The following is a 19398-nucleotide window of genomic DNA, read 5'->3' as shown; positions in this document are numbered from 1 at the left end:
CTGTGGGGCGGTTATAGTGAAGAAAACGCCAGCGGCGTTCCGCTCTCTTTCGCTAAGGATTTCAGGAGATTCGATGTTTGGCTATCGCTCTGCAGGCCCGCGCGTGCGGCTTACGACCGATCGTCTGGTGGTGCGTCTGGTGCATGAACGCGACGCCTGGCGGCTGGCAGACTATTACGCAGAAAACCGCGCGTTCCTCAAACCGTGGGAGCCGGTGCGCGATGACAGCCACTGCTATCCCTCCGGCTGGCAGGCGCGGCTCGGCCTGATTGGCGATCTGCATAAGCAGGGCTCAGCTTTCTATTTTGTGCTGATGGACCCCGATGAACATGAGATCCGCGGCGTGGCAAATTTCAGCAACGTGCTGCGTGGCTCCTTTCACGCCTGCTATCTCGGCTATTCGCTGGGCGAAAAGTGGCAGGGGCAGGGCATGATGTTTGAAGCGCTGCAGTCGGCTATTCGCTATATGCAGCGACAGCAGCGCATGCACCGCATTATGGCTAACTATATGCCGCACAATCAGCGCAGCGGCGATCTGCTGGCACGGCTCGGCTTCGAGCAGGAAGGCTATGCAAAAAACTATCTGCTTATTGATGGCTGCTGGCAGGATCACGTACTGACGGCGCTGACCTGGCACGCGTGGACGCCGGATAAGCGCACTCAATTTTAAAAGGAAACGGATCCATGAAAATCGCGCTCTCTTCCCAGGCGCTACGCGTGCTGGGTGCGCTGCTGGAAAAGCAGATCGCTACGCCTGAATATTACCCTCTGTCGCTGAACGGTGTGGTAGCCGCCTGTAATCAGAAATCGAACCGCGAGCCGGTTATGACGCTCAGCGAAGAGGAGGTGCAGGCGCAGCTGGATGAGCTGGTTAAAAAGCACCTGGTCACCGCCAGCAGCGGCGCCAGCCAGCGAGTCAGCAAATATGCGCAGCGCTTCTGTAACTCTGCGTTTGGTCAGCTGCAGCTCAGCGCCGCCGAAGTCGCGGTGATGACCCTGCTGCTGCTGCGCGGGGCGCAAACGCCAGGCGAGCTGCGTACCCGCAGCGGCAGGCTGTATGAGTTCAGCGATGTCAGTGAGACCGAACAGACGCTGGAGGGGCTGATGAGCCGGCAGGAGGGACCGCTGGTGGCAAAAATGGCGCGTGAGCCGGGCCGCCGCGAAAGCCGCTACCGGCACCTGCTGGCCGCAGAGGAGACGACCTGCTCGCCGTCTCCCGCCGCCGGTGAAGCGGAGCTTAGCGATCGGGTTGCCGCGCTGGAGCAGCAGGTGGCTGAACTGCAGATGCAGCTGACTCAGCTGCTGGCACAGGAGCATTAAGATGACGCTGCGAATTGGTATTGCCGGTTTAGGCGGGATTGCGCAGAAAGCCTGGCTGCCGGTACTCTCGCAGGCAGAAAGCTGGCAGCTGGTGGGGGCGTTTTCACCCAATCAGGTTAAGGCGGAGGCGGTATGCGCCCGCTATCGTATTCCCTGTTTTGACCGGCTTGACGCCCTGGCCGCCGCCTGCGACGCCGTGTTCGTGCACAGCAGCACCGCCTCACATTTTGAAGTGGTTCAGGCCCTGTTGCTGGCGGGCAAAGATGTCTGCGTGGATAAGCCGTTGGCAGAGACGCTGCAGCAGGCTGAAGCGCTGGTCGCGCTGGCGGAAAAACGGCAGCGCAAACTCATGGTGGCGTTTAACCGGCGCTTTGCCCCGCGCTATCAGCAGCTGAAGCAGGAAATGCCGCGCGCCGCCTCGCTGCGGATTGAAAAGCATCGCATGGACAGCGTGGGTCCGCAGGGGCTGCGCTTTACGCTGCTGGATGATTATCTGCACGTGGTGGATACCGCCCTGTGGCTGGCGGGGGGCAAACTGCAGCCGGGTGATGGCCATATCCGGACCACAGATGAAGGCGCACTGCTCTACGCAGAGCACCATTTCAGCGCCGGCGGGCTGCAGGTCTCGACCAGCATGCACCGGCGCGCCGGCACGCAGCGGGAGGTGGTCACTGCGGTCTGCGACGGAGACTACTACCAGATTGAGGAGATGCGCGACTGGCAGCAGGAGAACAGCCGCGGGCTGCTGCGTGAGGTGCCGCCTGCGTGGCAAAGCCATCTGACGCAGCGCGGTTTTACCGGCGCGGCGCATCACTTTATCCGCTGCGTGGAAAATCAGACTATGCCTGAAACCAGCGGCGAGCAGGCGCTGGTGGCGCAGCGTCTGACAGAAAAACTGATCCGCGAGGTGGAGCGGGAATAACGCCTTGTAACACTCGGTACTGGTCATTTGCCGCGACCTCAGTAGACTAACGCCGGGCATCGCGGATGCCCGTGCTGCATGGCGCTTTTTCCCGACTTTTTCAGGACGCACCCTTCATTATGAATTTGCTAAAATCGCTGGCTGCGGTCAGTTCGATGACCCTGTTTTCCCGCGTGCTGGGCTTTGCCCGCGATGCCATTGTGGCGCGCGTATTTGGCGCCGGGATGGCGACGGATGCGTTTTTTGTAGCGTTTAAGCTGCCCAACCTGCTGCGCCGGATTTTTGCCGAGGGCGCGTTCTCGCAGGCGTTTGTCCCGATTCTGGCGGAGTACAAAGCGAAGCAGGGTGAAGAGGCGACGCAGGTCTTTGTGGCGTATGTGTCAGGCCTGCTGACGCTGGCGCTGGCTGTGGTGACGGTACTGGGCATGCTCGCCGCGCCCTGGGTGATTATGATCACGGCCCCTGGCTTTGCGGATACCGCCGATAAATTTGCCCTCACCAGCGCGCTGCTGCGGGTGACGTTCCCCTATATTATGCTGATCTCGCTGGCGTCGCTGGCGGGGGCGATCCTCAATACCTGGAATCGCTTTTCGGTTCCGGCGTTTGCGCCCACGCTGCTGAATATCAGCATGCTCGGCTTTGCGCTATTTGCCGCACCGCACTTTAATCCGCCAATTATGGCGCTGGCGTGGGCGGTGGTGGTAGGCGGCGTGCTGCAGCTTGGCTACCAGCTGCCGCACCTGAAGAAGATTGGTATGCTGGTGCTGCCGCGCATTAATCTGCGCGATGCCGGCGTCTGGCGCGTGATGCGCCAGATGGGACCGGCGATCCTCGGCGTATCGGTCAGCCAGATTTCCCTTATCATCAATACCATTTTCGCCTCCTTTCTGGTGTCAGGTTCCGTCTCCTGGATGTACTACGCTGACCGCCTGATGGAGTTTCCCTCTGGCGTGCTGGGCGTGGCGCTGGGGACCATTCTGCTGCCGTCGCTGGCGAAGAGCTTCTCCAGCGGCAACCAGGCTGAGTATTCGCGGCTGATGGACTGGGGATTGCGCCTCTGTTTTCTGCTGGCGCTGCCCTGCGCGGTGGCGCTGGGCATTCTGGCCGGACCGCTGACGGTGGCGCTGTTTCAGTACGGGAAATTTACCGCGTTTGATGCGGCAATGACGCAGCGCGCGCTGATCGCCTATTCCGTCGGCCTGATGGGGCTGATTGTGGTCAAGGTGCTGGCGCCAGGATTCTACTCGCGGCAGGATATTAAAACGCCGGTGAAGATAGCGATAGTGACGCTGATTATGACGCAGCTGATGAATCTGGCGTTTATCGGTCCGCTGAAACATGCGGGGCTGTCGCTGTCGATTGGGCTGGCGGCCTGCCTCAACGCCGCGCTGCTCTACTGGCAGCTGCGCAAACAGGATATTTTTCAGCCACAGCCAGGCTGGATGGGTTTCTTATTACGCCTGTTTATCGCGGTTGCGGTCATGGCCGCCGCGCTGCTGGGGATGCTGCAGGTGATGCCTGCCTGGGAAGAGGGCGAGATGGCCTGGCGGCTGGTGCGCCTGGCGGCGGTCTGTGCCGTCGGCGGGGGAGCCTATTTTGTGGTGCTTGGCGCGCTCGGGTTCCGGCCGCGCGATTTTGCCCGCCGCACCGTTGCCTGAGTGTGCATTGCCAGGGCAGCCCGGCTGCCCTGGTCGCGGCTAAGGCGTCAGCCTTTGCTGCGCAGCGTGGCCTGGCCCAGTCCGCGTCCGTCCGGGCCATAAAATGCCTGGGTCTGATGCGGCTTCAGCACCTGCAGCGCATCGCGGGTAAACGCGACCTGATGCTGCAGTAGCAGTCCGTTATGCTGATTGGCGTCGCGCAGCTGCTGCGTGACGCGCGCGATAGTGGCCCAGCGCCGGGCGATATCCTGCTGACCGCGATAGGGCGCCTCTATACCGAGCGTTTTCTCCGTATTATGGCGCATCTCATCCAGATAATTTAAGGTTGTCAGCAGCGCGGCTTTATCTTCAGTAATGCGCTGCAGCAGGTTGCCGTTAACCTGACCGGCTGCGAGCTGCTGCTGCTCTTCCTCAATGATCTGAGTCAGTGAAGCCAGTACATCCTGCATTTTATCCAGGGTGGTCAGCAGATTATCCATCGGGATCAGTAGCCTTCTAAATATTTCCGGGTATCGGCAATTAATGCATCCGCAATTTTGCCGGTATCCATTTTCAGATCGCCATTGCGGATGGCGGTTTTTAACTGCTCAACGCGAGCGGTATTAATATCGCGACTGCTGGGCTCCAGCAGCTGTGCCTGACTTGAGCTCAGACTGACTTCGGCACTCTTTTCGCTGGCGGCAGGGGCGGCCGGCGCGGAGTTCTGACGGATTCTGCCTGCGTTGTCGCTGGCGTCACGGGGTTGTACCGTGCTGACCGGTTTTGACGGTTCGGTTTTGTCGACGTTCATGGCTTGGCTCCTGTAAGTACAGTGGAATGCGCCCACTGAATCGGCATAGGGTTATATTTTAGCTGTTATCTCTATCGGCTGAACACCTCTGTTCTTTAGCGCTTTAGAGTGATATCAGAATATTCCCATCCTCGCCGACGCGACCGCTTACCACCTGACCATTTCCCATACGTACCCGCACCGTCTGCGCGACGCCGGCATTGCTCAGCGCGCGGCCTTCGCTGCTGGCATTAAAGCCGTCGCCGCTCGCCGTGACCATCACCGACTGACCGGTTTTAACCCGCCACGGCTGGCGCAGCATTGAGGCGGTAACCGGCTGCCCGGGCGGTATATCCCGCAGGGCAATCGCCTCTGCGAGATGCGTGCCGTCAACCAGCGCGCGAGCCGGCAGCGTATCGAGCCGGCCCGTTTCCGTTCTGAAATCAGCCGCGCTGACGGCAGTGCCGCGCGTGAGCTGGTGATTCGCGACCAGATAGTCACCGGTCACCTGCACCTGCACCTGCAGATAGCGGCGATTTTGTCCGCAGTTGGCGGCAATGCTCAGATTACCCCACTGACGGCTGTTACCGGGCAGCTGCAGCTGCGGAGTCTCACAGGCGGGCCACTGTGCGGATGGGGTACGAACAATAACCACCATGCCAGCGGCGTGCTGCGGATCGCGCGCTTTAAAATAGGATGTCAGCTGCGCGTTCAGATCGGCCGCATAGCCTGGCAGCGCCAGCAGCAGTACCGCCAGAAACAGCCCTTGTGATGCTCTGCGCATAACGCCTCCCACTGAAAGTTGCTGATGAGTCTACCCGCTGCAAAAAAAAATCAAGGGTAAAAATAGCCGTGGTTTTTGCTGTTATTCAGACGATCGCCCTTGCAATCCCCCGATTAAGCTGTCAGCTCAAAATTTTCATTCGCGGAGGAAGCATGCTCGACAAACTCGATGCCGCACTGCGATTCGGTACCGAAGCGTTAAACCTGCGTGCACAGCGTCAGGAGATTCTGGCGTCAAATATTGCTAATGCGGATACCCCCGGGTATCAGGCGCGCGATATCGACTTTGCCAGCCAGCTGAACAAAGTGATGCAGAACGGCCGCGCGCAGGGCAGCGGTCTGGCGCTGAATGTGACCTCATCGCGCCATATTGAAGCACAAACGCAGGCGCAGCCCGCGATGGATCTGCTGTATCGCATTCCCGACCAGCCCGCTGCAGATGGCAACACGGTCGATATGGATCGCGAGCGTACGCAGTTCGCCGATAACAGCCTGAAGTATCAAACCGATCTCACCCTCATCAGCAGCCAGATTAAAGGCATGATGAGCGTACTGCAGGGGCAATAAGCATGGCATTGCTGAATATATTTGATATCGCCGGCTCGGCGATGACCGCGCAGTCGCAGCGGCTTAACGTCAGCGCCAGTAACCTGGCCAACGCCGACAGCGTAACCGGACCGGATGGACAGCCTTACGTGGCGAAGCAGGTGATTTTCCAGACCAATGCCGCCCAGGGCGCGGCCACCGGCGGCGTTAAAGTGGCGGGCGTGGTCAACGATCCCACGCCCGCAAAACTGGTCTATGACCCGGGCAATCCGATGGCCGATCAGAAAGGCTACGTCAAAATGCCCAATGTGGATGTGGTGGCTGAAACGGTCAACACCATGTCTGCGTCGCGCAGCTATCAGGCCAACGTCGAAGTCCTGAACACAGTGAAGTCGATGATGATGAAAACGCTCACCATCGGGCAGTAACGGAGAGATACGATGAGCTTAACCGTAGGCATTAAAGACAATCTCGACCCGACGATCCTGAGTTCCGGCTCGGCCGGCACCGGTAACAGCGCACAGGAGCTGCAGAACCAGTTTCTGAACATGCTGGTGACGCAGATGCAGAACCAGGATCCGACCAATCCGATGGATAACAGCCAGCTCACCACGCAGCTGGCGCAGATCAACACCCTGAGCGGGATTGAGAAGCTGAACACCACGCTGGGATCGATTTCTGGCCAGATCAGCACCAGCCAGTCACTGCAGAGCTCAACGCTGATTGGGCATGGCGTGATGGTCAAAGGCGATCAGGTGCTGGTCGGTAAAGGCACCACGACGCCGTTTGGTGTGGAGCTGGGCACGGCGTCAACCGGCACCGGCGTGACCATCAAAGATGCCAACGGCAACGTGGTGCGTAACATCGATCTGGGCGGCCTGACCGCAGGGGTACACACCTTCTCCTGGGATGGCAAGCTCGATGACGGCAGCGTCGCGCCGGATGGCAAATATTCTGTAGCACTCGCCGCCAGCAATGGCAGCACACAGCTGGTGGCACAGCCGCTGAACTACGCCTATGTCAATGGCGTCAGCACCGTGAACAACACCGCGAAACTGGATCTCGGCACCATGGGCTCCGCGACCCTCGATGAAATTCGTCAGATTCTCTGACTAACCCCTTAGCAGGAGAGATTACATGTCTTTTTCACAAGCGGTGAGCGGCCTGGGTGCTGCTTCCAGCAACCTTGATGTCATTGGTAACAACATCGCCAACTCCGCCACGGCGGGCTTTAAGTCGAGCACCATCGCCTTTGCCGATATGTTCGCAGGCTCTAACGTCGGTATGGGAACCAAAGTGGCGGCGGTGATCCAGAACTTCAATGACGGCACCACCACCTCAACCAGCCGCGGGCTGGATGTGGCGCTGAGCGGTAACGGCTTCTTCCGTATGACCGACGCCAGCGGCGGCGTGTTCTATTCACGCAACGGTCAGTTTACGCTGGATGAGAACCGTAACCTGGTGAACACCCAGGGGATGAAAGTGACTGGCTATCCGGCAAACGGCACCCCGCCAACCATCCAGAACGGTGCGAACCCGATTGCGCTGAGCATTCCCACCACGCAGATGTCAGCGCGCGCCACCAGCAGCGCGACGCTGGTGTCTAACCTGAACTCAACCGATGCGATCCCGACCGTCACGCCGTTTGATACCAGCAAAGTGGACAGCTATAACGCGAAAAGCACCGTGACCGTGTATGACTCGCAGGGTAACGATCACGCGCTGGATCTCTACTACGCCAAGAGCGCGGATAATACCTGGGCGGTGCACGCGATCGACTCTACCACCGGTAAAACCGCCGGTAACTTTACGATGACCTTTGACACCAGCGGCAAGCTGACCTCCGCTAACACCATCGGCCTGACCATTGACGGCTCTAACGGCGCCGCAGCGGGCCAGCCGATTGCACTGAGCGTGCTGGGCAGCCTGCAGCAGAACACCGGCGCGACTAACTTTGGTAACCCGACGCAGGATGGCTATGCGCCTGGCGACCTCACCGGCTACACCATTAACGATGACGGCACCATCAGCGGGACTTACTCCAACCGTAAAACCCAGCTGCTGGGTCAGATCGTGCTGGCGAGCTTCTCTAACCCGGAAGGGCTGAAGTCAGAAGGGGATAACGTCTGGTCCGCCTCCAGCTCATCCGGGCAGGCGGCTATCGGTCTGGCCGGTACCGGCACCTACGGCAGCCTGACCTCTGGTGCGCTGGAAGCCTCCAACGTCGATCTGAGTAAAGAGCTGGTGAATATGATCGTGGCACAGCGTAACTACCAGGCGAATAGCCAGACCATTAAAACCCAGGATCAGATCCTTAACACCCTGGTTAACCTTCGTTAATACGCTAACGGGATTGCTTTATGGATCACGCAATATATACCGCGATGGGCGCGGCCAGTCAGACGATGGAGCAGCAGTCTGTTACCGCCAGCAACCTCGCCAATGCTTCGACACCGGGCTTCCGGGCGCAGCTGAATGCGCTGCGCGCGGTGCCGGTCAGCGGCTGGTCTCTGCCAACGCGCACGCTGGTAGCCGCCTCAACGCCGGGTGCCGATATGACGCAGGGTTCGCTCGACTACACCGAGCGTCCGCTGGATGTAGCGGTACAGCAGGATGGCTGGCTGGCCGTACGCACCGCGGATGGCAGTGAAGCCTATACCCGTAACGGGAATATGCAGATCAGTCCCACCGGTCAGCTGACCATTCAGGGCAATCCCGTCATGGGTGACGGCGGACCGATTGCGGTGCCGCAGGGTGCCCAGCTCACCATCGCGGCAGATGGCTCGATCACCGCACTCAATGCGGGCGATGCGCCTAACGCCACGGTTCAGCTCGGCCGGCTCAAGCTGGTGCGCGCCACCGGGCAGGAGCTGACGCGCGGTGACGACGGCATGTTTCGCCCCAGCGCGGCGACCCAGGCGCAGCGCGGTGCTGCGCTGGCTAACGACGCGACGGTGCAGGTGATGCCGGGCGTGCTGGAAGGCAGCAACGTCAAGCCGGTTGAAACCATGGTCGATATGATCGCCAACGCCCGACGGTTTGAGATGCAGATGAAAGTGATCTCAAACGTTGATGAAAACGAACAGCGCGCTAATCAGCTGCTCAATATGAGCAGCTAAGGCGTAAGGAAAACAGAATGATTCGTTCTTTATGGATCGCGAAAACCGGTCTTGACGCACAGCAAACCAATATGGACGTCATTGCCAACAACCTGGCAAACGTCAGCACCAACGGCTTTAAGCGTTCGCGCGCGGTCTTCGAAGATCTGATGTATCAGACGCTGCGTCAGCCTGGTGCGCAATCCTCTGAGCAGACTACGCTGCCGTCTGGTCTGCAGATCGGTACCGGTGTACGCCCGGTTACCACTGAGCGTCTGCATAACCAGGGCAACCTGTCGCAGACCAGCAACTCAAAAGATGTGGCGGTAAACGGACAGGGTTATTTTCAGGTGCAGATGCCGGATGGCACCTCTGCCTATACGCGTGATGGCTCTTTCCAGGTGGATCAGAATGGTCAGCTGGTGACCAACGCCGGGTTCCCGGTACAGCCGGGTATCACGATCCCGGCAAACGCCACCAGCATCACGATTGCCCGCGACGGTGTGGTTACGGTGACGCAGCAGGGGCAGGCGCAGCCCGCACAGGTGGGCCAGCTCACGCTGAGCACCTTTATGAACGATGCCGGTCTCGACAGCGTCGGCGAGAACCTCTATCAGGAGACGCAGGCGTCCGGCGCGCCTACTGAGAGCACGCCTGGTCAGAACGGCGCAGGCCTGCTCTATCAGGGATATGTGGAAACCTCAAACGTCAACGTGGCGGAAGAGCTGGTGACCATGATCCAGACGCAGCGCGCGTATGAAATTAACAGCAAGGCGATCAGTACCTCCGATCAGATGCTGCAGAAACTCACCCAGCTTTAACGCCGGGATCGTTGGGCCACTCCGCTGGCCCGATTAAGAACATACAGAAGGTCAGAACTCCGTGGCGAAGCAAGCGATTCTCAAGCCTGGTCATTGGTTAGTAGCGACGCTGCTACTGACGCTCAACGGTTGTGCGCTGGTGCCGCGCACGCCACTGGTACAAGGGGTAACCACGGCAGAACCTACGCCGTCTGCGCCACCGGTGGTGAACGGCTCTATTTTTCAGGGCGTTGCGCCGCTGAACTACGGCTACCAGCCGCTGTTTGAGGATCGTCGTCCACGCAATATTGGTGACACGCTGACCATCACGCTGCAGGAGAACGTCAGCGCGAGCAAAAGCTCCTCCGCCAGCGCTAACCGCAATGGCAGCAACAGCTTTGGCGTAACCGGCGTGCCGACCGGGCTGGAAGGCCTGCTGGGCGCAGGCGGTGAGAAAGCCGCACTGAGCGCCGGCGGCAAAAATGATTTTGCAGGTAAAGGGGGCGCCACCGCCAACAACACCTTTACCGGTACCATCACCGTGACCGTGAATCAGGTGCTCTCTAACGGCAACCTGCGCGTCGTGGGTGAGAAACAGATTGAGATTAATCAGGGCACCGAATTTATTCGTTTCTCTGGCGTGGTCAATCCGCGCACCATCAGTGCCAGCAACGCCGTACTCTCTACTCAGGTGGCCGATGCGCGCATTGAGTACGTAGGTAACGGTTATATCAATGAGGCGCAGACTATGGGCTGGTTCCAGCGCTTCTTCCTGAACATCTCGCCGATGTAAGAGGTCATGATGAAAAAAAGTATTTTGCTGCGCGCGGGCCTCGGTTTACTGCTCGCTGTCAGCAGTCTGATGGCGCAGGCAGATCGTATTCGCGATTTGACCAGCATTCAGGGCGTACGTGAAAACCAGCTGATTGGCTATGGGCTGGTGGTAGGACTGGACGGTACCGGAGATCAGACCACCCAGACACCGTTCACCACCCAGACGGTCAGCAACATGCTCTCCCAGCTGGGGATCACCGTGCCGGCTGGCACCAATATGCAGCTGAAAAACGTGGCGGCAGTAATGGTGACAGCGAAGCTGCCTTCGTTTGCCCGTCAGGGACAGACGCTGGACGTCGTGGTCTCTTCGCTGGGTAACGCCAAAAGCCTGCGCGGCGGTACGCTGCTGATGACGCCGATGAAAGGGGTGGATAATCAGGTGTATGCGCTGGCGCAGGGAAATATTCTGGTTGGCGGCGCGGGCGCGTCGGCCGGCGGCAGCAGCGTACAGGTTAACCAGCTTAACGGCGGCCGTATTACCGGCGGTGCCACCGTTGAACGCGAGCTGCAGAGCAACTTTGGCAGCCAGAACACCATTAACCTGCAGCTGAATAATGAAGATTTCACCATGGCGCAGCGCATTGCGGATGCCATCAACAGCCGCGGCGTCGGGTCGGCACTGCCGCTGGATGCACGCACCGTGCAGATCCGCGTCTCACCCAACAACAGCTCTCAGGTGCGGGCGCTGGCGGAGATCCAGAACATCGATGTCTCTGTGCCGCTGGAAGATGCCAAAGTGATCGTCAACTCACGCACCGGCACGGTGGTGATGAACCGCGAGGTTACGCTGAACACCTGTGCAGTGGCGCAGGGGAATCTGTCGGTGACGGTGAATCAGCAGCAGAACGTCAGTCAGCCTGATACGCCGCTGGCCGGCGGGCAGACGGTGGCGACAACGCAGACGCAGATCGATCTGCGGCAGAGCGGTGGCGCACTGCAGCGCGTCAACGCCAGCGCAAATCTGAACAATGTGGTGCGTGCCCTGAATGCGCTGGGTGCAACGCCGATAGAGCTGATGTCGATTCTGCAATCGATGGAGAGCGCAGGCTGTCTGCGCGCGAAGCTGGAAATCATCTGATGACCGATATGCAATCGCTGAACAATGCGGCGTATGACAGCCGCTCGCTGAACGAGCTGAAACGCCAGGCCGCTGCCGATCCCAAAGGAAAAGCGCTGCAGGTGGCGAAACAGGTAGAGGGCATGTTTGTGCAGATGATGCTGAAAAGCATGCGCGACGCGCTGCCGCAGGATGGCGCGCTGAGCAACGACCAGACGCGACTCTACACCTCGCTCTACGATCAGCAGATTGCGCAGGATATAGGCAAACGCGGACTGGGTCTGGCTGACACGATTGTCAAACAGATGCAGCCCGCGCAGGCACCGGATGAGCGGGCCGGCACGCTGCCGATGAAGCTGGATAACAGCTTTATCTACAGCAGCAGCAACAGCGTGCCAATGCAGCTGGAACAGATTGTGCGCAAAGCGGTACCGCGTCTGCCGGTAACGCCTGCGAACCTGCCTTCTGACAGCAGTGAGTTTATCGCCCAGCTGGCGCAGCCGGCGAAACTCGCCAGCCAGCAGAGCGGTATACCGCACCACCTGATTCTGGCGCAGGCGGCGCTGGAGTCGGGCTGGGGTCAACGTCAGATCCTGACCCGCGACGGCAAGCCGAGCTATAACGTGTTTGGTATCAAGGCGAGCGGCGACTGGAAAGGCGAAACCACGGATATCATGACCACCGAGTATGAGGCGGGTGAGGCGAAGAAAGTGCGCGCCAGCTTCCGCGTCTATGGCTCCTACCTGGAGGCGCTGACCGACTATGTGCGCCTGCTGTCGAAAAATCCGCGCTATGCGGCGGTCACCAGCGCGCCGAGTGCTGAACAGGGCGCGCGCGCGCTGCAGGCGGCGGGTTACGCTACCGATCCGAAATATGCGCAAAAACTGGTGGGAATGATTCAGCAATTCAAAAACATGGGCGAAAAAGTCGTAAAAGCTTACGGCCAGGATATCACCGATCTGTTCTGACGTCTTAGCCTCAAGTTTCCCTTAAGCACGCCGATAACCTTCATATGTTGCGGGCGCCTGCCGTCCGCACAACTGCACTGATGACTGCCAGCCCGGTTAACGGGAAAGAAAGGAACCGAGATGTCCAGTATAATTAACTCCGCAATGAGCGGGCTGAGCGCCGCACAGGCCGCATTAAGCACCACCAGTAACAACATCAGTAACTATACCGTGGCGGGCTACTCGCGGCAGACTATTCTGCTGTCGCAGGCTAACAGCACGCTGCAGGGCAACAGCTATTATGGCAACGGCGTGAATGTCAGCGGCGTACAGCGTGAGTATGATGAGTTCATCACGACGCAGCTGCGTGGCTCCAGCGCCAGCTACAGCGCGGTCAATACCCAGCATAATCAGATCTCCAATATCGACGATCTGCTCTCTACGTCTACCACCAGCCTCTCAACATCGATTCAGAGCTTTTTTACCAACGTACAGAACGTGGTCAGTAACGCCAACGATCCGTCAGCGCGTCAGTCGATGCTGAGTTATGCCCAGGGGCTGGTTAATCAGTTCCAGACCACGGCGCAATACCTTAATAACATGCAGACCAGCGTGAATACCGATATCGCTGCCAGCGTCGATCAGGTCAATACCTTTACACGCCAGATTGCCGACCTCAATACGCAGATTGCAAAGCTCACCACCGGCGGTGGCGCTGCGCCTAACGATCTGCTGGATCAGCGCGATCAGCTGGTCAATAGTCTGAACAACGTGGTGGGCGTGAAAGTTGCGCAGCAGGATGGCAGCTATATCGTCTCAGCAGGCAATATCACCCTGGTTAACGGTCGTAATGCGACCAGCCTGGTGGCGATGCCTTCGGGCGCCGACTCTACGCGCCTTACCGTTGGCTACAGCGACAAACAGGCCGGTAACGTAGCGATCCCGGAAAAAACGCTGACCACCGGCTCGCTGGGTGGATTGCTGGCGTTTCGTACGCAGGATCTGGACGGCGCCCAGAACCAGCTGGGCCAGCTGGCCGCAGCGTTTACCACCGCATTTAACGACGTGCATCAGGGCGGTTTTGACAGCGAAGGCAACGCAGGAAAAGCGTTCTTTACTATCGGCAGTCCGGATGTGGTCAGCAACCTGAAAAACACCTCAACGGCATCGGTCAGCGCCAGCTGGAGTGACGCCAGCGCCCTGAAAGCGTCCAACTATACCGTTAGCTATGAGAGCGGCACCTGGTCCGTTACCCGTGCTGCCGATAACGTGCGTTTTGACGTAGCGCCGGCGGCCGACGGCACGCTGAATTTTGATGGTCTGCAGCTGACGGTCAGCGGCAGCGCGAAGAGCGGTGACAGTTTTCTGGTTAAGCCGGTACAGAACGTGATTGGCGGCATGTCGGTTGCCATCACCAGCGAGTCAGAGATCGCAGCAGCAGCAGCGAAAGGCAGCGGCGAAAGCGACAACCGCAACGCACAGAAGCTGCTCGATCTGCAGGACAGCAAGCTGGTTAACGGAAATGCAACGATTGCGCAGGCTTATGCCAGCCTTGTCAGCAGCGTAGGTAATAAAACCAACTCGCTGGAAACCGCCAGCACCACGCAGAAAAACGTGGTCACGCAGCTGAACAACCGGCAGCAGTCCGTCTCCGGCGTTAACCTTGATGAAGAGTACGCCAACCTGACGAAGTATCAGCAGTTTTATATGGCGAATGCGCAGGTATTGCAGACCGCCAGCGCGGTGTTTAATGCGCTGATGGGCATTCGCAGCTAAGCAGAGGAGAGAAGAAAGTGCGTCTTAGCTCAAGTATGATTTTTGACCAGCAGGTGCGCGGGATCACCGACTCGCAATCCTCCTGGCTGAAGGTAGGCCAGCAGCTGGCAACCGGGCTGCGGGTCAGTAATCCCTCTGACGATCCTATCGCAGCCTCACGCGCGGTGGTGCTGTCACAGTCGCAGGTAAAAAGCAGCCAGTATGCCACGGCACGCAGTTTTGCTAATCAGAGCCTCTCGATGGAAGAGAATGCGCTCTCCAGCGTGGTCAGTACCATACAGGATGCGCAGACCACCATCGTAAATGCCTCCACCGGCACCCTGAGTGATGAAGATCGTGGCTCCCTGGCTACGCAGCTGGAAGGGCTGCGCGCGCAGTTGCTGAACCAGGCAAACAGTCAGGATGGTAACGGGCGCTATATTTTTGCCGGCTATAAGACCGATGCGCCGCCGTTTAGCGATAGCAGCACCGGCGTGGCCTATGTGGGCGGGGATGAGCCGATTACGCAGAAAGTTGATGAAAGCCGCACCATGCAGGTGGGCAGCACCGGTAAGTCCGTGTTTATGGCGATCACCAGCAATGCAAAGCCAGAGCCCGATAACGGCACCAGCGAGACCAGCCTGTTCAGCATGCTCGACAGCGCAATTGCCGCGCTGAAAACGCCGCAGGATAACGCGGACGACGCCACAAAGCAGGCGTTTCAGGCCGCAATGGATAAAACCAACCGCGGGCTGAGCAACTCACTGAATAACGTGCTGACGGTACGTTCTGCTGTGGGGATCCAGATGGCTGAGGTGAGTGCGCTCAATCAGCAGGGTGACGATCGCAATACCATCATGACCACGCAGATGAGCGATCTGGTACAGGTTGACTACACCCAGGCGATCTCCAGCTACACCATGCAGCAGACAGCCCTGCAGGCGTCGTATAAAACCTTTAGCGATATGTCAAAGATGTCGCTGTTCCAGCTTAATTCGTAACTGACCTGACATTCAGCGTACTTAACCGGGTGCGCTTGTTTTTCCCATCGCCTTCGCGGGCGGTGGGTTTTTTTTGGCTGCGGTTCAGGCCGCTCCCGGTAAACAGCAGGCAATAAAAAACCCCGGACCAGCCGGGGTTTTGTTTTTTTATCCGCGCAGAGTTACACGCTGTCCGGACGGGTTGCCGGTGCGGTAGCCTGATGCGTCGCGCTGTGACCACCGGCAGAGCCGCGGCCTTCAAAGCTGAACGGCGGACGTACCCAGTCGCTGTGACGTGCCGGCTCTGGTTCCCAGGCCGGTGCTGGCGCGCGGGTCATTGGTGCCGTGGCGTGCAGCTTAAAGCGTGACTCTGACTGCTCAACTGACACATCGCGTGCCGGAACCGGCGCATGAGGTTCAGCCACTGGCGCAGCAGGGGCTTCCGCCGCGACTGGCGCTGACAGCACCTTTTCAACCTGCGTTTCAACAGCAGGAGTCACATCCGCCGGTGCCTGTTCTGCTGCGGCAGCGGCTTCGGTCACAGTTGGCTGTACCGCATCCTGCACAGCAGGCTGTGGCGCTTCTTCTGACACGTTCTCAGTTACGATCGCAGGCTCGGCTTCCGCAGCCGTCTCCTGCGCCACCGCTTCATCGGCGGCAGAGATAACGGCAGGCTCATGATCAACCGGCGCGGCAACGGGCGTCAGGTCATCGGTGTTTACCACTGGCACTTCGGTGTGCGCCTGCGGTTCAGCCTGATGTACAACCTCTGACGTTTCAGGCTGCGGCACGCCCGCTGAGGCGGCTTCGGCAGCCACCGGCAGCGCGTCTGCTGCATCCTGATAACCATATTCGGTCATTTCGTTCAGCGGCGCCTGAGAGGTGAACTGCTCGTGCGTCTGCGTAACCGGATAGGAAACCCAGACTTTACCTGATGCCATCTCTGGCGAGGCGGCTGCAGCTTCAAGCGGCATCGGCGACTGCAGCGGATAGCGCTCATCGCGATAGCGACGGCGGCGCTGACCACTGACGCGCAGATGACGCGGAGAACGACGTGAACGGCGTGGCATGTTCGCGCCTTCACGGTTCTCGTTATCATCCTGCTCATCACTCATTTCCGGCTGCTCAGCGGTGTTAACCGGCGGTGCAATCTCCGCTGCTGCCTCTGGCTGCGCTGCGGCTGGTGATGCTTCCATAACCTCGCCACTGCGGATACGCTGAGTCAGCTGACGCGGCTTGCGACGTGGCATGACCTGAACGCGCTCTTCTTCCTGTACCGCTGCGTCAACTGCAGGGATCTCTTCGGTTGTAACGGACTCAACGGCTTTCTCTTCCTGCTGCTGAGCACGCTTCTCTTCCTGACGACGACGCTGACGCTCGGCACGCTGTTCGCGACGTTGCTGCTGCTGTTCATCGCGCTGCTGCTGCTGCTCTTCAGTCAGGACCGGGCGCTCGGCACGCGGCTCGTTCGGACGCTTGTTGCGACGATTCTCCTGATTGTCACGCGGTTCACGATTTTCACGTGGCTCACGGGCTTCACGCGGCTCGCGCGCTTCACGGGGCTCACGGGCTTCCCGTGGCTCGCGCGCTTCACGCGGCTCACGGTTCTGAGCCTGCTCGCCATTACGCGGCGTGCGATCGCGACGATTATTGTTGCGACGGTTACGGCGTTCACCACGCTGCTGCGTGCTGCTCTCTTCTTCTGCCGGCTTACTCGCCTGCTGAGGCTGTGCTTCCGCCGGGGCTGCTGCCGGAGTATCACCTGCAAACAGCTTTTTCAGACCGTTAAGCAGACGACCCACAAGACCCGTACTGACGGTGGCAGCCGCAGCCGCAGGACGCGCTGTAGCCTGTGCGGTTGGCTCGCTTTTCGCTGCAGGTTTTTCGGCAGTGACTTCAACCGGTGCAGGCGGGGCATCTGGCATCACAAAGGCGGCCAGTGCAGGCTGTTCCGGACGACGGCGCTCGGCGTGATCCTCTTCTGATGGCAGCGCCATTTCAGCTTCGTGCAGCTTCGGCAGATGATAAGAGAGCGTTTGTGTCTCTTCACCTTTGCGCACGCGCAGCACGGAGTAGTGCGGCGTTTCCATTTGATCGTTAGGCACGATAATGGCGCGTACGCCACCCTGACGCTTCTCGATCGCACTCACCGCTTCACGTTTTTCGTTCAGCAGGTAGGAGGCAACCGGCACCGGCACAATGGCGTGTACTTCTTTGGTGTTATCTTTCAGCGCTTCTTCTTCAATCAGACGCAGAATAGAGAGTGACAGTGATTCGTTATCGCGGATGGTACCCGTACCGCTACAGCGCGGGCAGACGTGATGGCTCGACTCACCCAGTGACGGGCTGAGACGCTGACGCGACATCTCCAGCAGACCAAAACGGGAGATATGGCTAATCTGAATGCGTGCACGATCCTGACGTACCGCTTCGCGCAGCCGGTTCTCTACGGCGCGCTGATGACGGACCGGCGTCATATCGATAAAGTCGATAACGATCAGGCCACCGAGGTCGCGCAGGCGCAGCTGGCGGGCAATCTCATCGGCTGCTTCAAGGTTAGTATTGAAGGCCGTTTCTTCGATGTCGCCGCCGCGGGTTGCACGAGCGGAGTTGATATCGATCGCGGTTAACGCTTCGGTGCTGTCGATAACAATTGAGCCGCCAGAAGGCAGACGGACTTCACGCTGGAAGGCGGACTCGATCTGCGACTCAATCTGGTAGTGGCTGAACAGCGGAATTTCACCGGTGTAGAGTTTGATCTTGCTGCTAAAGTCAGGGCGGCCCAGCGCAGCGATATGCTGACGCGCCAGCTCCAGCACTTTAGGATTATCGATAAGAATTTCACCAATGTCCTGACGCAGGTAGTCGCGGAAAGCGCGCACAATGACGTTGCTTTCCTGATGGATCAGGAAGGGTGCAGGACGGCTCTCTGCCGCTTTTTTGATCGCTTCCCAGTGCTTGAGACGGAAGCTCAGATCCCACTGCAGCGACTCAGCTGATTTTCCCACGCCTGCGGTGCGTACAATCAGGCCCATGCCTTCCGGCAATTCCAGCGCGGAAAGTGCCTCTTTCAGTTCAGTGCGGTCATCGCCTTCAATCCGGCGGGAGATGCCTCCGGCGCGCGGGTTGTTAGGCATCAGAACCAGGTAGCTGCCTGCGAGAGAGATAAAGGTAGTAAGTGCAGCGCCTTTATTACCGCGCTCTTCTTTATCAATCTGAACGATCACTTCCTGGCCTTCACGCAGCACATCTTTGATGTTAGGACGGCCGTGCGCGTTGTAGTTAGCTGGGAAGTATTCGCGGGAAATTTCTTTCAGAGGGAGGAAACCGTGACGCTCAGCGCCATAATCGACAAATGCCGCTTCAAGGCTGGGTTCAACGCGGGTGATTTTACCTTTGTAGATATTGGCTTTTTTCTGCTCGTGTCCGGGGCTTTCGATATCCAGATCGTACAGACGCTGACCGTCAACAAGGGCAACGCGCAACTCCTCCTGCTGAGTTGCGTTAATTAACATTCTTTTCATCGTGACTTACTCGTTATTCTCACATGAGTGATAAAGCTGCGGGCATCGTTACCCTGGACGAGAATCAACCGATGGCCCCGTGTCTGCATGCACTGACGTCAACCTCACGGTTGTCGGCGGCTAAAGGGGCGCAAATCTTGTCGGTGGCCTGCTTTTCATAAGGAAAACCAGCGCCTGAAGGTGGAAATAATACAAAATTTTTGAAAATCCACACATCCCAGTCTGTTGTCCAGGCCGCAACCCGCAGCCCGCTAAGTGCCTGATAAAGCATCACGTCTTACGCCATTGCAGCGTGCTCGTTTTATCCGGCAAATTACCTTAATTTCGCTCTTTTTCTGCCCGAATCTTTCTGGTGCAGAAACAGCAGCATTATTCCACTGCTCACCCGCATATAGCAAGGCGACT

General features: G+C 58.8%; 20 protein-coding genes. 15 read left to right on the top strand and 5 right to left on the bottom strand.

What is annotated here, in order from left to right; translation table 11 throughout:
• Positions 1 to 73: 73 nt before the first annotated feature.
• From rimJ to murJ, 4 genes are all read left to right on the top strand, one after another.
• On the top strand, positions 74 to 670 hold the full coding sequence (rimJ, locus tag FS690_RS04805) for a ribosomal protein S5-alanine N-acetyltransferase (RefSeq protein WP_039383776.1): 597 nt from the start codon (positions 74 to 76) through the stop codon (positions 668 to 670).
• 14 nt (positions 671 to 684) lie between these two features.
• Positions 685 to 1320: a YceH family protein gene (locus FS690_RS04800; protein ID WP_094111368.1), complete on the top strand. Its 636-nt coding sequence runs from the start codon at positions 685 to 687 to the stop codon at positions 1318 to 1320.
• Between the two features lies 1 nt (position 1321).
• Complete coding sequence (locus FS690_RS04795; protein WP_094111369.1) at positions 1322 to 2242, top strand: Gfo/Idh/MocA family protein; 921 nt, start codon at positions 1322 to 1324, stop codon at positions 2240 to 2242.
• Between the two features lie 119 nt (positions 2243 to 2361).
• A complete protein-coding gene (gene murJ / locus FS690_RS04790) occupies positions 2362 to 3900 on the top strand; it encodes a murein biosynthesis integral membrane protein MurJ (RefSeq protein ID WP_039385797.1) in 1539 nt (512 codons plus the stop codon).
• 47 nt (positions 3901 to 3947) lie between these two features.
• On the opposite strand, the gene flgN is transcribed toward murJ, so the two are convergent.
• From flgN to flgA, 3 genes are all read right to left on the bottom strand, one after another.
• Positions 3948 to 4379: a flagellar export chaperone FlgN gene (gene flgN, locus FS690_RS04785; RefSeq protein WP_039383782.1), complete on the bottom strand. Its 432-nt coding sequence runs from the start codon at positions 4377 to 4379 to the stop codon at positions 3948 to 3950.
• 5 nt (positions 4380 to 4384) lie between these two features.
• Complete coding sequence (gene flgM, locus FS690_RS04780; RefSeq protein WP_039383785.1) at positions 4385 to 4690, bottom strand: flagellar biosynthesis anti-sigma factor FlgM; 306 nt, start codon at positions 4688 to 4690, stop codon at positions 4385 to 4387.
• A gap of 103 nt (positions 4691 to 4793) precedes the next feature.
• The gene (gene flgA, locus FS690_RS04775; RefSeq protein ID WP_145339142.1) at positions 4794 to 5453 is read right to left on the bottom strand and encodes a flagellar basal body P-ring formation chaperone FlgA; all 660 of its coding nucleotides are present in this window, start codon (positions 5451 to 5453) and stop codon (positions 4794 to 4796) included.
• Positions 5454 to 5605: 152 nt separating this feature from the next.
• On the opposite strand from flgA, the gene flgB reads away from it, so the two are divergent.
• The 11 genes from flgB (at position 5606) to flgL (ending at position 15490) form a co-directional block, all read left to right on the top strand.
• Entirely contained in the window at positions 5606 to 6019 is a 414-nt protein-coding gene (gene flgB, locus FS690_RS04770) for a flagellar basal body rod protein FlgB (RefSeq protein WP_039383791.1), read from the top strand.
• A 2-nt stretch (positions 6020 to 6021) separates the two neighbouring features.
• Entirely contained in the window at positions 6022 to 6426 is a 405-nt protein-coding gene (gene flgC / locus FS690_RS04765) for a flagellar basal body rod protein FlgC (RefSeq protein WP_039383794.1), read from the top strand.
• 12 nt (positions 6427 to 6438) lie between these two features.
• Positions 6439 to 7110, top strand: a complete 672-nt coding sequence (gene flgD, locus FS690_RS04760; RefSeq protein ID WP_071668728.1) for a flagellar hook assembly protein FlgD — start codon at positions 6439 to 6441, stop codon at positions 7108 to 7110.
• Between the two features lie 25 nt (positions 7111 to 7135).
• A complete protein-coding gene (gene flgE / locus FS690_RS04755) occupies positions 7136 to 8338 on the top strand; it encodes a flagellar hook protein FlgE (protein WP_039383799.1) in 1203 nt (400 codons plus the stop codon).
• A 20-nt stretch (positions 8339 to 8358) separates the two neighbouring features.
• Positions 8359 to 9117 (top strand): flagellar basal body rod protein FlgF, encoded by a 759-nt coding sequence (locus FS690_RS04750; protein ID WP_039383802.1) that lies wholly within the window; start codon positions 8359 to 8361, stop codon positions 9115 to 9117.
• A 17-nt stretch (positions 9118 to 9134) separates the two neighbouring features.
• Complete coding sequence (gene flgG / locus FS690_RS04745; RefSeq protein ID WP_039383803.1) at positions 9135 to 9917, top strand: flagellar basal-body rod protein FlgG; 783 nt, start codon at positions 9135 to 9137, stop codon at positions 9915 to 9917.
• A gap of 61 nt (positions 9918 to 9978) precedes the next feature.
• The gene (locus FS690_RS04740) at positions 9979 to 10689 is read left to right on the top strand and encodes a flagellar basal body L-ring protein FlgH (RefSeq protein WP_039383804.1); all 711 of its coding nucleotides are present in this window, start codon (positions 9979 to 9981) and stop codon (positions 10687 to 10689) included.
• 69 nt (positions 10690 to 10758) lie between these two features.
• Positions 10759 to 11808, top strand: coding sequence for a flagellar basal body P-ring protein FlgI (locus FS690_RS04735; RefSeq protein ID WP_233207422.1), 1050 nt, complete (start codon positions 10759 to 10761; stop codon positions 11806 to 11808).
• On the top strand, positions 11808 to 12755 hold the full coding sequence (gene flgJ, locus FS690_RS04730) for a flagellar assembly peptidoglycan hydrolase FlgJ (protein WP_071668730.1): 948 nt from the start codon (positions 11808 to 11810) through the stop codon (positions 12753 to 12755). Before FS690_RS04735 ends, flgJ begins: the two co-directional genes overlap by 1 nt.
• A gap of 120 nt (positions 12756 to 12875) precedes the next feature.
• A complete protein-coding gene (flgK, locus tag FS690_RS04725; protein ID WP_104084767.1) occupies positions 12876 to 14510 on the top strand; it encodes a flagellar hook-associated protein FlgK in 1635 nt (544 codons plus the stop codon).
• Positions 14511 to 14527: 17 nt separating this feature from the next.
• On the top strand, positions 14528 to 15490 hold the full coding sequence (flgL, locus tag FS690_RS04720; RefSeq protein WP_039383815.1) for a flagellar hook-associated protein FlgL: 963 nt from the start codon (positions 14528 to 14530) through the stop codon (positions 15488 to 15490).
• 161 nt (positions 15491 to 15651) lie between these two features.
• On the opposite strand, the gene rne is transcribed toward flgL, so the two are convergent.
• Both rne and FS690_RS04710 read right to left on the bottom strand, forming a co-directional pair.
• The gene (rne, locus tag FS690_RS04715; protein WP_145339141.1) at positions 15652 to 18993 is read right to left on the bottom strand and encodes a ribonuclease E; all 3342 of its coding nucleotides are present in this window, start codon (positions 18991 to 18993) and stop codon (positions 15652 to 15654) included.
• 64 nt (positions 18994 to 19057) lie between these two features.
• Entirely contained in the window at positions 19058 to 19267 is a 210-nt protein-coding gene (locus FS690_RS04710; protein WP_139074200.1) for a hypothetical protein, read from the bottom strand.
• Positions 19268 to 19398: the final 131 nt, after the last annotated feature.

This window comes from Pantoea sp. PSNIH1, assembly GCF_007680655.1.
Lineage (GTDB): Bacteria > Pseudomonadota > Gammaproteobacteria > Enterobacterales > Enterobacteriaceae > Pantoea > Pantoea eucrina.
The sequence above is the reverse complement of the archived record's forward strand: the minus strand, read 5'-3'. Positions and strand labels throughout refer to the sequence as shown.

Coding starts and splice junctions, on each gene's coding strand:
- rimJ (WP_039383776.1), top strand. CDS start 74: ATGTTTGGCTATCGCTCTGCAGGCCCGCGCGTGCGGCTTACGACCGAT.
- FS690_RS04800 (WP_094111368.1), top strand. CDS start 685: ATGAAAATCGCGCTCTCTTCCCAGGCGCTACGCGTGCTGGGTGCGCTG.
- FS690_RS04795 (WP_094111369.1), top strand. CDS start 1,322: ATGACGCTGCGAATTGGTATTGCCGGTTTAGGCGGGATTGCGCAGAAA.
- murJ (WP_039385797.1), top strand. CDS start 2,362: ATGAATTTGCTAAAATCGCTGGCTGCGGTCAGTTCGATGACCCTGTTT.
- flgN (WP_039383782.1), bottom strand. CDS start 4,379: ATGGATAATCTGCTGACCACCCTGGATAAAATGCAGGATGTACTGGCT.
- flgM (WP_039383785.1), bottom strand. CDS start 4,690: ATGAACGTCGACAAAACCGAACCGTCAAAACCGGTCAGCACGGTACAA.
- flgA (WP_145339142.1), bottom strand. CDS start 5,453: ATGCGCAGAGCATCACAAGGGCTGTTTCTGGCGGTACTGCTGCTGGCG.
- flgB (WP_039383791.1), top strand. CDS start 5,606: ATGCTCGACAAACTCGATGCCGCACTGCGATTCGGTACCGAAGCGTTA.
- flgC (WP_039383794.1), top strand. CDS start 6,022: ATGGCATTGCTGAATATATTTGATATCGCCGGCTCGGCGATGACCGCG.
- flgD (WP_071668728.1), top strand. CDS start 6,439: ATGAGCTTAACCGTAGGCATTAAAGACAATCTCGACCCGACGATCCTG.
- flgE (WP_039383799.1), top strand. CDS start 7,136: ATGTCTTTTTCACAAGCGGTGAGCGGCCTGGGTGCTGCTTCCAGCAAC.
- FS690_RS04750 (WP_039383802.1), top strand. CDS start 8,359: ATGGATCACGCAATATATACCGCGATGGGCGCGGCCAGTCAGACGATG.
- flgG (WP_039383803.1), top strand. CDS start 9,135: ATGATTCGTTCTTTATGGATCGCGAAAACCGGTCTTGACGCACAGCAA.
- FS690_RS04735 (WP_233207422.1), top strand. CDS start 10,759: ATGGCGCAGGCAGATCGTATTCGCGATTTGACCAGCATTCAGGGCGTA.
- flgJ (WP_071668730.1), top strand. CDS start 11,808: ATGACCGATATGCAATCGCTGAACAATGCGGCGTATGACAGCCGCTCG.
- flgK (WP_104084767.1), top strand. CDS start 12,876: ATGTCCAGTATAATTAACTCCGCAATGAGCGGGCTGAGCGCCGCACAG.
- rne (WP_145339141.1), bottom strand. CDS start 18,993: ATGAAAAGAATGTTAATTAACGCAACTCAGCAGGAGGAGTTGCGCGTT.